Consider the following 13,411-nt stretch of genomic DNA (forward strand, 5'->3'; position numbering starts at 1 on the left):
CTATCAAAGTGGTATATTTGTATTTATAAAGCAAAACTAATATGCGATTATTTCTTAGTTGTCTTCTTTTCTTGGCTACTTTTCATGTCTTTTCACAAGAAAAAACGGTTGTTGAAAATGCTCCAAAAGTAAAAATTGATTCCTTGTATCGAGAGGATCAGTTCTATTTTGGGATTACTTATAATTCGTTGCGAGATACTCCAAAAGGCTTTTCGAGAGGTAAAATAGCGACGGGATTTTCGGGTGGTTTTCTAAGAGATATGCCTCTCAATACAAGAAGGAATGTAGCCATAGCTTCAGGTGTTGGATTGGCTTATAATAATTACAATCAAAACGTTGCGGTTTCAGGTTCAAGTGAAGTTCCTATTTACACTGTGATGACAACGGATTATAGTAAAAATAAATTTTCACAATTGCTAGTTGAGGTTCCGCTTGAGTTTAGATGGAGAACATCAACATATGAAGCACATAAATTTTGGAGAATTTACGGAGGATTAAAGTGCAGTTATTTAGTATATGACAAATCAGTTTTTAATTCGGGAACTTCAAATACGGTTATTACGGGCAATAAGGATTTTAATAAATTAACTTACGGAGCGTATATTTCTTCGGGCTACAATACTTTAAATGTATATGCTTATTATGGTTTGAATCCAATATTTAAATCGGCAAAAACAAGTACTGAAAATCTAGCAATGAAGTCTTTTAATTTTGGTATTATCTTTTATATTCTATAACCAAAAACGGAATAAAAGTAATTGGGGAATAGCTCCTATAAAAAAACCTATAATCAATTCCTTAAACGTATGTGCTTTCATTTCTAATCGAGATGAAGCAACAAAGCCATTCATCAAAACCAAAAAAGAAATTAGATAAATACTATGGGTTTGATAGTGAACGCTCAGTCCAATAACAAACATTGTCAAGGCGCTAATCGTCATCATGTGTAAGCTGGCTTTTACGCGAGTAAACAATAAAGCTAATGCGCAAAGCGTACTTAATAAACCTGACAAAAAGAAAAAATGCAATTCAGGATAACGATCTACAGTTATGCTTTTTCGAACCAAAAGAATAATTAAAAAACATTGGAGCACTAAAGGAATTTTGCGTTGTGATATTTCGGCAATCATTATAGAATCTATTTTTCCGGCTGAACGCAAAAGGAAATAAAATAAAACAGGAATAAATACGGTTAAGATTATAATTTGTAAAACGACAAATAATTTTTCCTGAATGGTGAAATAAGTTTGATTATAAAAAAGATAGATTATACTGGCAAATACCGGAATAAAAATAGGATGAAAAATATAAGAAAATATAGGAAGAATTTTTTTCAAGAGTTCTAAAGTTGTTTGATAGTAACAAATATAAATAATTTAGTAAAGTCGGCTCTTAATTTAACACTCTTCAATCCTAAGAAATTATCAAGTATTAAATAGTTATTTTATAAGATAAATTTCAAAATAATTTGTCGAATTTCGGATACATCATTAGGAAAAGAAGTGCTATTTTTGATAAAGTTTTTTAATGAAAAACGAATTGGTTTCTACTTAATCTATATCAATCTTTAAATGGGCGGTTTTCGCTTTCTAAATTAATGATTATAAAAATCCAAAATATTATTTCGCAAATTAATGCTGCTTTTGTAGATAATAAAAAAAATGAAGGCATTGATTCCGTCTCTATTGATAGTCGGTCCCTGCAAAACGGCTCCCATACTTTGTTTTTTGCATTGGTTGGGCCTAATAATGATGCTCATTTATACATTAAAGATTTAATTGGTAAAGGAGTTCAGAACTTTGTAGTTACTCATATTCCTGAGGATTGTTTGGGGCAGGCAAATTTTTTGATTGTCAAAAATACCGTATCAGCTCTTCAGGATTTTGCGGCTTATTATAGAAGTCTTTTTGATTTTCCAATCATTGGATTAACGGGAAGTAACGGGAAGACTATCGTAAAGGAATGGCTGAATTTTTTATTAAGCCCAGAATATAATATTATTCGTAGTCCAAAAAGTTATAATTCACAAGTAGGCGTTCCATTATCTGTGATAGCGGGGAATGAACATCATAATTTTGGGATTTTCGAAGCTGGAATTTCCACTACTTCTGAAATGGAAAAACTGGAACGAATCATTAAACCTACCATTGGAATTCTGACTAATATTGGGACAGCTCATGACGAAGGTTTTGCCGATTTAGAAGAAAAAGTAAAACAAAAAATGCTGCTTTTTGAACATTCAGAAATAGTAATCTACCAAAAAAATGAATTAGTTGACCGTTTTGTTTCCGCTAAATCCAAATCATTTTCTTGGAGTTTTTCTAATAAAGAAGCGAATGTTTTTATTTCAAAAAAGCAAAAATTAGATCAAAATACTTTAATTTTTTACCATTACAAAGGGAATGACTTTGAGATTAAAATTCCGTTTCAAGATGACGCTTCTGTCGAAAATGCGATTTCTTGTTTAATGGTTTTATTGCATTTAAAATACGATGAAACAATCATTAAAAACCGAATGGAATCCTTGTATCCAGTTGAAATGCGGTTAAAAGTTAAAAACGGAATCAATAATTGTAGTGTCATTGATGATAGTTATAATTCAGATTTTCAATCCTTAAAAATTGCTTTGGATTTTCTTGAAATTCAGAAACAGCACCAAAAGAAAACGTTGATTTTATCTGATATTTTTCAAAGCGGATTATCTAATGAGGAATTGTATACCAAAGTATCTCAGCTTATTGTTTCTAATAAAATTACTCGTGTAATTGGAATTGGTCAAACCATTTCGTCTTTTCAAAATAAGTTTGCCAATGGTACTTTCTTTGAAACCACAGCCGAATTTATAGCCAATTTTGAAAGCTTAGATTTTAATAATGAAACCATTTTAATCAAAGGAGCACGAACTTTTCAGTTTGAACAAATTGTAACTGCTCTTGAAGAGAAAACACACGAAACCGTTCTGGAAATTAACCTAAATGCAATTAGTCATAATCTTAATTTTTTTAAATCAAAGTTGAAACCAACTACTAAAATGATGGTAATGGTAAAAGCATTTGGATATGGAAACGGAGGTTTTGAAATTGCTAAATTATTAGAACATCATAAAGTTGATTATCTGGGTGTGGCTTTTGCTGATGAAGGAATTACATTAAAAAACGCAGGGATTACCTTGCCTATAATGGTTTTGAATCCTGAATCTACCAGCTTTCCAGCAATTATACAATACCAATTAGAACCTGAGATTTATAGTTTGAAAGGATTGAATGCTTTTCTGAAAATTGCAGAACATAAAAAACTGAAACAGTTTCCAATTCATATTAAATTGGATACAGGAATGCATCGTTTAGGGTTTGAAGCAAATACGATTGATGCTTTAATTTCTACCTTAAAAGGAAATCAAACAGTTGCCATTAAAAGTATTTTATCGCATATGGCAACAAGTGATGATTTAGTTCATGCTGATTTTGCTAAATCTCAAATTGATTTGTTTGAGAAGTTGTCTTCTAAATTGATGCAAGAATTACAAATAAAACCAATCCGACATATATTGAATACTTCTGGAATTAGTAATTATCCCGAGGCGCAATATGATATGGTTCGTCTTGGAATAGGATTATATGGGGTTTCAAATGATACTGAAGAACAAAAGTTGTTAGAAAACGTGAGTACTCTTAAATCAATTATTTCTCAAATCCGAACTATTTCTGCTGGAGAAAGTGTGGGATATGGCAGACGATTTATGGCTCAAAAAACAACAAAAATCGCTACAATTCCTATAGGATACGCAGATGGAATTTCTAGAGGTTGGGGAAATGAAGTTGGTTTTGTATTAATAAATAATCAAAAAGCACCGATACTTGGCAGCGTTTGTATGGATATGCTGATGGCTGATGTTACTGGAATTGATTGTTCAGAAGGAAATTCTGTAATTATTTTTGGCGAAAGCCCAACAGTCAATGAAATGGCTTCCAAGTTGAATACAATCCCATATGAAATACTTACAAGTGTATCTCAACGAGTAAAACGGGTGTTTTATAGAGAGTAAAATTTTTCTTTCAAAAAAGGAGCGGGTATAAATAAAAATTATTTAAATTCGTATTGTTATTAACTTAAAAACAAACAAATTATGGGCTTTTTCAGTGATTTTAAAGCATCTTTGATGAAAGGTGACGTATTAAGTTTAGCAACTGCAGTTGTTATTGGTGGAGCTTTTGGTAAGGTTATAGGCTCAGCCGTAGATGATGTTATTATGCCAATTGTTGGTTTAATAACAGGAGGAGTTGATTTTACGCAAAAATTTATTACTCTTGACGGGAATAGTTATGACAATTTAGCTGCTGCAAAAACTGCTGGAGCTGCTGTTATTACTTATGGTAATTTGGTACAAGCTATTATTAATTTTGTGATTATTTCACTATTCATTTTTATTGTTTTGAGAGCTGCAGAAAAAGCTAAAAAGAAAGAAGAAGTTGCGCCTGCTGCACCAGCTGGACCTACTCAAGAAGAATTACTTACTCAAATTAGAGATTTGTTGAAAAAATAATACCGCTACATTTATATATTCTAACTTAACCGCTTCTTAATTGAGGCGGTTTTTCTTTGCCGTTTTTCTAATTTTACTATTCGATGTTATAAATATAACATTTTGTTATTTTTTGTGAACACACTTGTTTTAATTTGAATATTACTTACTTTTGTATTTCAAAAATTAAAGTCAATAATAAAAATATACGATGAGAATAGCAGTAGTAGGCGCTACCGGAATGGTTGGCGAAATAATGTTGAAAGTATTAGCAGAAAGAAATTTTCCTGTAACCGAATTAATTCCAGTAGCTTCTGAAAAATCAGTTGGTAAAGAAATTGAATTTAATGGAAAAAAATACAAAGTAGTTGGTATGCAAACTGCTGTAGATATGAAAGCAGATATTGCTTTGTTTTCTGCAGGTGGAGGAACATCATTAGAGTGGGCTCCAAAATTTGCTGCAGCTGGAACTACTGTTATTGATAATTCATCTGCTTGGAGAATGGATCCAACTAAAAAATTAGTTGTTCCTGAAATCAATGCTGGAGAATTAACTGCAGCAGATAAAATTATTGCAAATCCAAACTGTTCAACTATTCAAATGGTATTGGCTTTAGCACCATTGCATAAAAAATACAATATTAAAAGAGTTATTGTATCTACTTATCAATCTATTACAGGAACCGGAGTAAAAGCAGTTCAACAATTCGAAAACGAATGTGCTGGTATAGAAGGCGATATGGTTTATAAGTATAAAATCAACAGAAACTGTATTCCACAATGTGACAGTTTTGAAGATAATGGATATACCAAAGAAGAAATGAAATTGGTTAATGAAACCAAAAAAATATTAAGCGATAACACTATTGCTGTTACGGCTACTGCTGTACGTGTGCCTGTTGTTGGTGGACATAGTGAAGCTGTAAATATTGAATTTACAAATGATTTTGATGTAAATGAAGTAAGAAATATTTTGCATCATACAGATGGAATTGTAGTACAAGACAATTTAGATACGTTTACTTACCCAATGCCAAGATATGCCGAAGGTAAAAACGAAGTTTTTGTAGGTAGAATTCGTCGTGATGAAAGCCAACCAAATACATTAAATATGTGGATTGTTGCTGATAACTTAAGAAAAGGAGCGGCTACAAATACAATCCAAATTGCTGAATATCTTATTGCAGCTAAATTGGTGTAATACTTAATTTTTAGTTCAAATTTAAAACCATTTGTTTTGACAAATTATATTTGTTAGAACAAATGGTTTTTCTTTTTTAGGTTTTGCTACCTTTGTTAAACATGAAAAAGAAACAGCTCTTAATTAATTTTTTCTTTGCGATTGCAATATTATTTTCAATATTGTTTCCCTCTTTTCATGGCTATGAGCACCTTGAAAAACAGTTTGCTCAAAAGGTTTGTTACCATAAACACAATTCCAAAAAAGCAGAACTTACACATCAACACAAAGGTTTTGATCATTGTTTAGTTTGTGAATTTACTTTTAGTAACTACATTTCTCCTAGGGATTTCTCCTATCAATTAGAATCATTCCAAACAGAAATTGTTTGTTTTTTAAATGCTACAGAAACCGTTTATTCGTTTTCTGGCAGTTTGTATGCGCATCGTGGCCCGCCAATATTTGTTTAACGGATTCGATTTATTAAACAATTTTGCTCTGGATTTCTTTTAGTAAAGAAACTGGGATTAATGAACAATACAATAATTTATGAAAAAATATTTAATGGCGCTGGTACTAATTTTCACCACGCTAACTCAGGCGCAAAATACCCTTTCTGGAATTGTAAGCGATATGAAAAACCAACCTATAAAAGGGGTTTCTGTTTATTTGCCAGAATTACACAAAGGAATAGCTACTGATGAAAATGGAAAATATATTTTAGCTAATCTTCCTAATGGAGAAATCAAAATTAGCTTCGCTTTTTTGGGATTTAGTACCCAAAACAAAACAATTAATTCACTTGAAAAACAAACTACTTTAGATGTTATTCTAGAAGAAACCCCATTTGAAATGGATGAGGTAATTGTTTCTACGGCTTTTAATAAAATACAGTCACAAAATGTGATGAAAGTAGAGCATGAAAGTATTAAAAACTTGCAACGAAAAGGAATGGCAACCTTAATTGAAGGTTTGGCTACGATTCCAGGCGTTTCTCAAGTTTCTACAGGAACTTCAATTGGCAAACCAGTCATCAGAGGGTTGAGTGGTAATAGAGTTCTAGTATATTCGCAAGGTGTTCGGGTCGAAAATCAACAGTTTGGTGATGAGCACGGATTAGGATTGAATGATTCTGGTGTGGAAAGTGTGGAAGTCATTAAAGGTCCAGCTTCCTTGCTTTATGGATCGGATGCTTTGGGAGGCGTTTTGTATTTTAATCCAGAAAAATTTGCTGATGCAAATACATTCAAAGCAAATTTCAGTCAAAAATATTTCACTAATACTTTAGGCAGTAATTCCTCTTTTGGGGTGAAGAATTCGACTGAAAATTGGAAATTTATAGCACGAGGAACTTATAATATGCATTCTGATTACAAAATTCCAACAGCTAATCGTGTCACAAATACACGCTACAATGAAACTGATTTCAAAACAGGCATTAGTTATGGCAATGCTAAATTTTCAACCGTTTTGCGATACAACTTCAATAAGCTAGATTTAGGAATCCCCGAAACCGGAATTGCGGAACAAACTACAACTAAGAAAACGGATAATCCGAAACAAGGTGTTTTTAACCATTTGTTGAGTTTGAATACCGTTTTATTTTTTAAAAATTCAAAACTTGATCTGGATATGGGTTACATCGGTAATGACCGAAGTGAATTTGTTGATAGTAATGTAGCAAGTTTGCACATGAAACTTAACACATTCAATTATGATGCAAAATATTATTTACCAGCTTTTGGAAAACTAGAAACTATTTTGGGAATGCAAGGAATGCATCAAGTTAATACAAATTTCGGGAATGAATATTTAATTCCTGATGCGGTTACAAATGATTTTGGTTTTTTTGGCACTACTAATTACGAATGGAAATCGAATGCTATACAAGCGGGTTTGCGTTTTGATAATCGTAAAATTGCTGCTGATGCACACGGAATTTTTGGTGAAGAAAACGCTTTTGAAGCTATTGATAAATCGTATGATAGCTTTAATATGTCTTTAGGATATAAGACTAATTTGGCTACTGATTTTACTTTACGATTCAATCTTGCTTCTGGTTTTAGAGCACCAAATCTCGCCGAATTAACTTCAAATGGAGTTCATGAAGGAACAAACCGATATGAAATTGGAAATGCTAATCTGAAAACGGAGCAAAATATTCAAACAGATTTGAATCTTGAATATAAAACTGATCATTTAGAGTTTTTTGCTAATGCATTTTACAACCACATCAATAATTATATTTATTCTTCGCCAAGCGGAACGGTACTGGCAAATAATGATGTCTACAATTATATTCAAAATAATGCACGATTGTATGGTGGCGAAATTGGACTGCATTTTCATCCGCATCCCTTAGATTGGCTGCATTATGAAACAAGTTTTGAAACGGTAACTGGTGTAAAACAAAATGGAGATTTCCTTCCTTTGATTCCTGCTAACAATTGGAATAATACTATTCGAGCAGAATTTAAAATCAGTAAATTTCTAGAAGATGGTTTTGCTACGCTTAATGTTTCATCAACTTTTAACCAAAATAAAGTGAGTGGTTTCGAAACAGATTCTAAAGGATATACTTTGTTGAATATGGGTTTTGGAGGCAAAGTAAAATTAGGGAAAACAGCTTTTGAGGTTAATCTCAATGCCAATAATCTATTGGATAAAAAATATATTGCGCATCTTTCTAGGCTAAAAACAGATGGGATTCCTAACATAGGAAGAAACGTTGTTTTAGGATTAAATTTCAATATATAAAACCCAGTTGAAAAAGTATGACTGCCTGATTTACAAAATGCCAATCGAAAGATTGGCGTTTTTGTTTTAAAAAAGTACTGTTTTAACGGGAATAATTAGTCTAAAATCACAGAAATATTTTAACTAAAAAACAGTTGCAAAATTACATCGATTGAGTTAATAAGATTATGAAACTAGGTGTTTTATACCTCAAAAATGTAGCTAGAATAGGTTAAATTTGATGTGGAAATTAAAGCTTATCTATGGAAGTAATTAACAAACCCAATAAGTACGAATTAGGAGAAATGCTCTTAGAAATAGGTTCATTGCTTATGACTTCGGGAGCTAATACCGAACGAATCAAAGTTACTATCAGTAGAATTGCAGCTGCATTTGGATGTGATTCTGATTTATTAATTACAAATCATGCGCTGATGATTACCTTGACCTATCAAAACAAAAACAAAGTTTTTACAAGTGTCAAATGGGTGCCTAATATGCATTTAAATTTCAATTTGATTTCGGATATCAGTATTATGAGCTGGCAAATTGTATTAGAAAAATGGACTGTGGAGCGCATCAATCAAGAGTTGGCAATTTTAAACCGAAAACCGTTATATCCTCGCTATTTGGTTTTGTTTTTAGTGGCTTTGGCAGGCGCTTCTTTTTGTAGACTTTTTGGCGGAAATGCAATTGAAATGTTGGCTGCTTTTGTAGCTTCTTTTTGTGGCTTATGGGTGCGTCAAGAAGCCATGAAATTAAAATTTAATTTCTATTTGTCAATCTTTTTTGCTTCGGCAACAGCCTCTTTGGTTGCGGGTTTTTATTTTTATTTTAATCCTTCAGAAACCTATATTCATGCTTTTTCAACTTCGGTTTTGTTTTTAATTCCGGGAGTTCCTATGATTAATTCTTTTTCGGATTTAATTGATGGCAATACTCTAAATGGGGTAACTCGAGGAGTCAATGTTTTAATCATGGCATTTGCTATTGCGTTAGGATTAGTTACAGCCTTATTAATTTATAAATTTTAATTCATGGAAACGCTATTGTTTTTAGAAAAAGGAATTTGGTTGGGATTAGCAGCCATAGGATTTGCGGTTCTTTTTAATGTGCCTAAAAGAGCTCTGGGAACTATTTTTGTCATTGCTGCCTTCGGAGGATTGCTTAAATTTTTTATGATTGAACAAGGAATAGGAATTGTTTTAGCGGCTTTTTGTGGAGCATCGCTTATAGGATTAGTTAGTGTTTTGGCCGCGCACAACCGAAAAGCGCCACCTATGATTTTTGCTATTCCAGCAGTAATTCCTATGATTCCCGGTTTTTTTGCCTACAAAGCTATGGTGGGGATTATTGAAATGATTTCTGAAAAAGATTCAGAAGTTTATACTAAACTTTTTTTTGAAACCGTAAACAATGGCTTGTCGGCTTTGTTTGTGCTTATAGCGTTGTCAGGTGGTGTGGCTATTCCGTTATTAATTACCCGAAAACAAACCATCAAGCGTTTAGAACCAGAGCGTGATCTTGAAGCTGATATGGAGTAAGTCTAGTCCTCTAATAACATCGCTGCTAATCGCTCGTCTCTTTCATACACATCTTCATAGAAATTAATTTCTCCGTCGTGATTTACCCAAGCAGTAAAATACCCGATATAAACCGGAATTTTATTTTTGAGCGTGTACCAAGATTCTTCTCCTTTGTTCATGGCTGCTTCAATCTTTTCTGGAGTCCAGTTTTTGTCCTCTTTCAAAATCATATTGGCTAGCTCTTTTGGTTTTGCCACACGAATACATCCGTGACTGAAAGCTCTTTTTTCTTGTTCAAATAAATTTTTAGAAGGAGTATCGTGTAAATAAATAGAGTTTGAATTTGGGAATAAAAATTTCACTAAACCCAAAGAATTTTTTGGGCCAGGTCTTTGTCTAACCCTGCCTTCGTGCCATTCCATTTCATGTTCGGCTAAATAGTTTGGATTCTTAGCTATAGCGGGTAATATTTCTTTTTTTAGAATACTTTTAGGAACATTCCAGTACGGACTAAATACAATATATCTCATATCAGCACTAAAAATAGTCGTTTTATTCAGCGCTTTTCCCACAACTACTTTTGAAATTAATACAGGTTTGTTGTCTTTAAAATAGGTGAGTTGATAGGCAGGGACATTGATTATAATTAATTCTTTTGCTTTTGAAATGTCTGTTGAAATCCATCGGCAACGTTCCATATTAACAATTATGGTTTTTATACGCGCTGACAAAGGTACATTCATAGTGGCAATGTGTCTGGGCGTAATGGTATAGTCAGGAGAAAAAGCGTTTCTTTTTTTGTATTTTAGAACTCCTTTTTCTAATTCGGGATCATAGATATTCTTTTTTGAATCCGATAAAAGATCTCCAGTAATAAACAATCTGGTTCTTATTTGTGCAATGGTTGGAGAGCTGTCTCCTGGTTTGTATGATTTCAGTTTTGGATCTAATGCTATAGAATCCCATCCGCCTTTTTTTTCAATACTTCGGTATTTTTCTAATATTTCACGCAGGCGATAATATTGTCCCAAAACTTCTTTTTCGTCTTTATTGATTAAAGAAGGATTGATAATAATGGAGTCTAAATAATTGACATAGGATTGTTTTTTTCGAGGCAAATACCATCCTAATTCTTCACTTTTTTTTGGGTCCAAGCCTTTGAAAACTTTTTCAGCATAAAAAAAATATAAGGATGAAATTAGTAATTCTGATTCTACTTTTGGTTTCTGTTCCTCGGATGAATCCTGAAAAAGATCGTCAAGTTTATTTTTATACGGAATAGTTGTCTGTATGCCTTCTTGATCTAAATTAGAAATCTTATCATATAATAAATTACCAACTTCATTTATTCCTTTTTGATCAAACCAAATATAATGATACTGTTGTTTTTTATAAAGCGCAATTACATCTGGTTTGAAGCTTTTTAGTTTTGGATAGTTTTCAAAAAAAGTAGCAACAAGTGTACTGTCAAAAGTAATCTCTGCAATAGATTTAAAATCATTGGATGCATTCGATTCTCCAAAAGCTAAAGCGTCTTTTATAGTTTCCTTATTTTTACACGAAAGAGTGATAAATAAAAAACCACAGACTATAATTACGAAGGGGAATATTGATTTTCTCATAATTAGGGGCTTTCTATGAAGATTAATTATAAAAATACGAAATATCTCTTTACCAGTGTGTTGTTAGCAAAGAAATAGTGTTACACAAATATTCAAACGCTAGTTTATTTAGAATTTGAAAATAATAATTCCGCTAGGCGGTCATCTCTTTCATAAACATCATTGTAAAAATGGATCACGCCCGAGTCATTTACCCAAGCGGTAAAATAACAAATGTGTACGGGTATTTTATTTTTCAAAATACAAACGGTTTCTTTAGTGCCTTTCATAGCTTCGTTGATTCGTTCGAGTGGCCATTGCGGATTGTCTTTTAAGATTAAAAGCGCCAATTCTTTGGCTTTGTTAACATTTATACAACCGTGACTATAGGCTCGGTATTCTAAATCAAATAAGCTTTTTGATGGAGTATCGTGTAAATAGATGTCGTTTGAATTTGGAAAAACAAATTTAACTAGACCTAACGGATTTGTTGGTCCGGGTTTTTGTCTGATGCCGCCCTTATTCCATTCCATGTTGTGTGACTCTAGATAATTTTTGTCTTTGGCCATGGCAAATTTCAATTCGTTTTCAACAATACTTTGAGGAATGTTCCAATACGGGCTGAAGACAATCTGGCTCATGTTAGCACTAAAAATAACGGTTTCATTTCTGTTTTCTCCTACAAACACTTTGGCTTCTAATGCTGTTTTTTTGTCTTTTTTATAAAGAAGTTTAAAGGAAGGAATATTTATGATTATATATTCATTTGATTTTGTGAGTTCAGGATCAATCCATCGGCATCGTTCCATATTGACCATGATGGTTTTGATATAATGTTCAATAGGCAGATTCATCCTTTCGATATGGCTTGATGTTATCGTGTAATCAGGATTGTACCCATTTCTTTTTTTATAATTTAAAACACCAGCCATTAGTTCATTATCGTACAAATTACTTTTTGAATTTTGGACTAAATCCCCTGTAATAAATAAACGATCTCTGATTTGACCGATGGTTTTAGAACTGTCAAACGGCTTGAATTCTCTGAATAAACTATCTTTTTCGATAGGCTTCCAAACTTTGTTTTGTTCTATTTGGCGGTATTTTTTTAATACTTCTTTTAGTTTGTAATATTGTCCAAATACTTCTTTTTCGTTTTTTATTAATAGTTTGGGATCAATCAATAAAGAATCCAATACGCTTTCATAAGAGATTTTTTTTCGGGGTAAAAGCCATCCTATTTGGGTAGTTTTTTGAGCCTCGATTCCATTGTATACTTTTTGAACATAAAATAAATACATGGTGGACAACATGATTTCGGTTTCATTTTGAGATAAATCGTCAGAAGGGTTGTCATTGAATAAAAGGGCGATCTTGTTTTTATATTTAAAACTGGATTTTACACCTTCTTCTTCAAGAAAATTCATTTTAGAGTTCAACATACGTGCAAATTCAATCAGTCCTTTTTCGTCGAACCAAATACTATGGAATTTTCTTTTTTTGTATAAAGAATGAACCTCTGATTGGTATGATTTTAAGTCGGGATATTTCTTAAAAAATCGAAAAATTGCAATGCTGTCAATTTTGATTTGTGCTTTTTTGCTAGGCGTATAGTGGTGGCTTAAGCCAATAGAAACGGATTTAGTGGAAATGTTTTTTGTTCTATTGCAGTCAAAGGAGGCGAAAAAAAAGCCTGATAGTACAATTACTATTGACAAAACTAGGTTTCTCATAGCGGGCAAGTATGATTTACTATAAAGATATGGAAATATTTGTTTTTTTAAAAGCGGATGAATGATAAGTTCCAGCTTGAAAGTGTTTTAATTTTTCTTTTTTTCGTCAGGAG

General features: G+C 32.4%; 11 protein-coding genes. 8 read left to right on the forward strand and 3 right to left on the reverse strand.

Features of this window, described 5'->3' with window-relative positions; translation table 11 throughout:
* Positions 1–41: 41 nt before the first annotated feature.
* Positions 42–737, forward strand: coding sequence for a porin family protein (locus tag C8C88_RS07150; RefSeq protein ID WP_121337450.1), 696 nt, complete (start codon positions 42–44; stop codon positions 735–737).
* On the opposite strand, the gene C8C88_RS07155 is transcribed toward C8C88_RS07150, so the two are convergent.
* Positions 732–1,337, reverse strand: coding sequence for a hypothetical protein (locus C8C88_RS07155; protein WP_121337451.1), 606 nt, complete (start codon positions 1,335–1,337; stop codon positions 732–734). The genes C8C88_RS07150 and C8C88_RS07155 overlap by 6 nt on opposite strands.
* A 260-nt stretch (positions 1,338–1,597) precedes the next feature.
* Between C8C88_RS07155 and C8C88_RS07160 the strand changes: the two genes are divergently transcribed.
* The 7 genes from C8C88_RS07160 (at position 1,598) to C8C88_RS07190 (ending at position 9,982) form a co-directional block, all read left to right on the forward strand.
* A complete protein-coding gene (locus C8C88_RS07160; RefSeq protein WP_121337452.1) occupies positions 1,598–4,045 on the forward strand; it encodes a bifunctional UDP-N-acetylmuramoyl-tripeptide:D-alanyl-D-alanine ligase/alanine racemase in 2,448 nt (815 codons plus the stop codon).
* 81 nt (positions 4,046–4,126) lie between these two features.
* Positions 4,127–4,543, forward strand: coding sequence for a large conductance mechanosensitive channel protein MscL (gene mscL / locus C8C88_RS07165; RefSeq protein ID WP_121337453.1), 417 nt, complete (start codon positions 4,127–4,129; stop codon positions 4,541–4,543).
* A 190-nt stretch (positions 4,544–4,733) separates the two neighbouring features.
* Positions 4,734–5,723: an aspartate-semialdehyde dehydrogenase gene (locus tag C8C88_RS07170; RefSeq protein ID WP_121337454.1), complete on the forward strand. Its 990-nt coding sequence runs from the start codon at positions 4,734–4,736 to the stop codon at positions 5,721–5,723.
* Between the two features lie 101 nt (positions 5,724–5,824).
* Positions 5,825–6,172 carry a hypothetical protein gene (locus tag C8C88_RS07175; RefSeq protein ID WP_121337455.1) on the forward strand — a complete coding sequence of 116 codons (348 nt, stop codon included), beginning with the start codon at positions 5,825–5,827 and terminating at the stop codon, positions 6,170–6,172.
* A 79-nt stretch (positions 6,173–6,251) separates the two neighbouring features.
* Positions 6,252–8,459, forward strand: a complete 2,208-nt coding sequence (locus C8C88_RS07180; RefSeq protein WP_121337456.1) for a TonB-dependent receptor — start codon at positions 6,252–6,254, stop codon at positions 8,457–8,459.
* Positions 8,460–8,701: 242 nt separating this feature from the next.
* On the forward strand, positions 8,702–9,472 hold the full coding sequence (locus tag C8C88_RS07185) for a threonine/serine exporter ThrE family protein (protein ID WP_121337457.1): 771 nt from the start codon (positions 8,702–8,704) through the stop codon (positions 9,470–9,472).
* Between the two features lie 3 nt (positions 9,473–9,475).
* On the forward strand, positions 9,476–9,982 hold the full coding sequence (locus C8C88_RS07190) for a threonine/serine exporter family protein (RefSeq protein ID WP_121337458.1): 507 nt from the start codon (positions 9,476–9,478) through the stop codon (positions 9,980–9,982).
* Positions 9,983–9,984: 2 nt separating this feature from the next.
* On the opposite strand, the gene C8C88_RS07195 is transcribed toward C8C88_RS07190, so the two are convergent.
* Positions 9,985–11,586, reverse strand: coding sequence for a murein L,D-transpeptidase (locus tag C8C88_RS07195; RefSeq protein ID WP_121337459.1), 1,602 nt, complete (start codon positions 11,584–11,586; stop codon positions 9,985–9,987).
* A gap of 104 nt (positions 11,587–11,690) precedes the next feature.
* Positions 11,691–13,298, reverse strand: a complete 1,608-nt coding sequence (locus C8C88_RS07200; RefSeq protein ID WP_121337460.1) for a murein L,D-transpeptidase — start codon at positions 13,296–13,298, stop codon at positions 11,691–11,693.
* Positions 13,299–13,411 lie beyond the last annotated feature (113 nt).

The sequence above is a fragment of the Flavobacterium sp. 123 genome (genome assembly GCF_003634825.1).
In the GTDB taxonomy this organism is placed as follows: domain Bacteria; phylum Bacteroidota; class Bacteroidia; order Flavobacteriales; family Flavobacteriaceae; genus Flavobacterium.

What these genes read in the sequence shown, in the direction of transcription:
- C8C88_RS07150 (WP_121337450.1), top strand. Translation starts at nt 42, where the DNA reads ATGCGATTATTTCTTAGTTGTCTTCTTTTCTTGGCTACTTTTCATGTC.
- C8C88_RS07160 (WP_121337452.1), top strand. Translation starts at nt 1,598, where the DNA reads ATGATTATAAAAATCCAAAATATTATTTCGCAAATTAATGCTGCTTTT.
- mscL (WP_121337453.1), top strand. Translation starts at nt 4,127, where the DNA reads ATGGGCTTTTTCAGTGATTTTAAAGCATCTTTGATGAAAGGTGACGTA.
- C8C88_RS07170 (WP_121337454.1), top strand. Translation starts at nt 4,734, where the DNA reads ATGAGAATAGCAGTAGTAGGCGCTACCGGAATGGTTGGCGAAATAATG.
- C8C88_RS07175 (WP_121337455.1), top strand. Translation starts at nt 5,825, where the DNA reads ATGAAAAAGAAACAGCTCTTAATTAATTTTTTCTTTGCGATTGCAATA.
- C8C88_RS07180 (WP_121337456.1), top strand. Translation starts at nt 6,252, where the DNA reads ATGAAAAAATATTTAATGGCGCTGGTACTAATTTTCACCACGCTAACT.
- C8C88_RS07185 (WP_121337457.1), top strand. Translation starts at nt 8,702, where the DNA reads ATGGAAGTAATTAACAAACCCAATAAGTACGAATTAGGAGAAATGCTC.
- C8C88_RS07190 (WP_121337458.1), top strand. Translation starts at nt 9,476, where the DNA reads ATGGAAACGCTATTGTTTTTAGAAAAAGGAATTTGGTTGGGATTAGCA.
- C8C88_RS07195 (WP_121337459.1), bottom strand. Translation starts at nt 11,586, where the DNA reads ATGAGAAAATCAATATTCCCCTTCGTAATTATAGTCTGTGGTTTTTTA.
- C8C88_RS07200 (WP_121337460.1), bottom strand. Translation starts at nt 13,298, where the DNA reads ATGAGAAACCTAGTTTTGTCAATAGTAATTGTACTATCAGGCTTTTTT.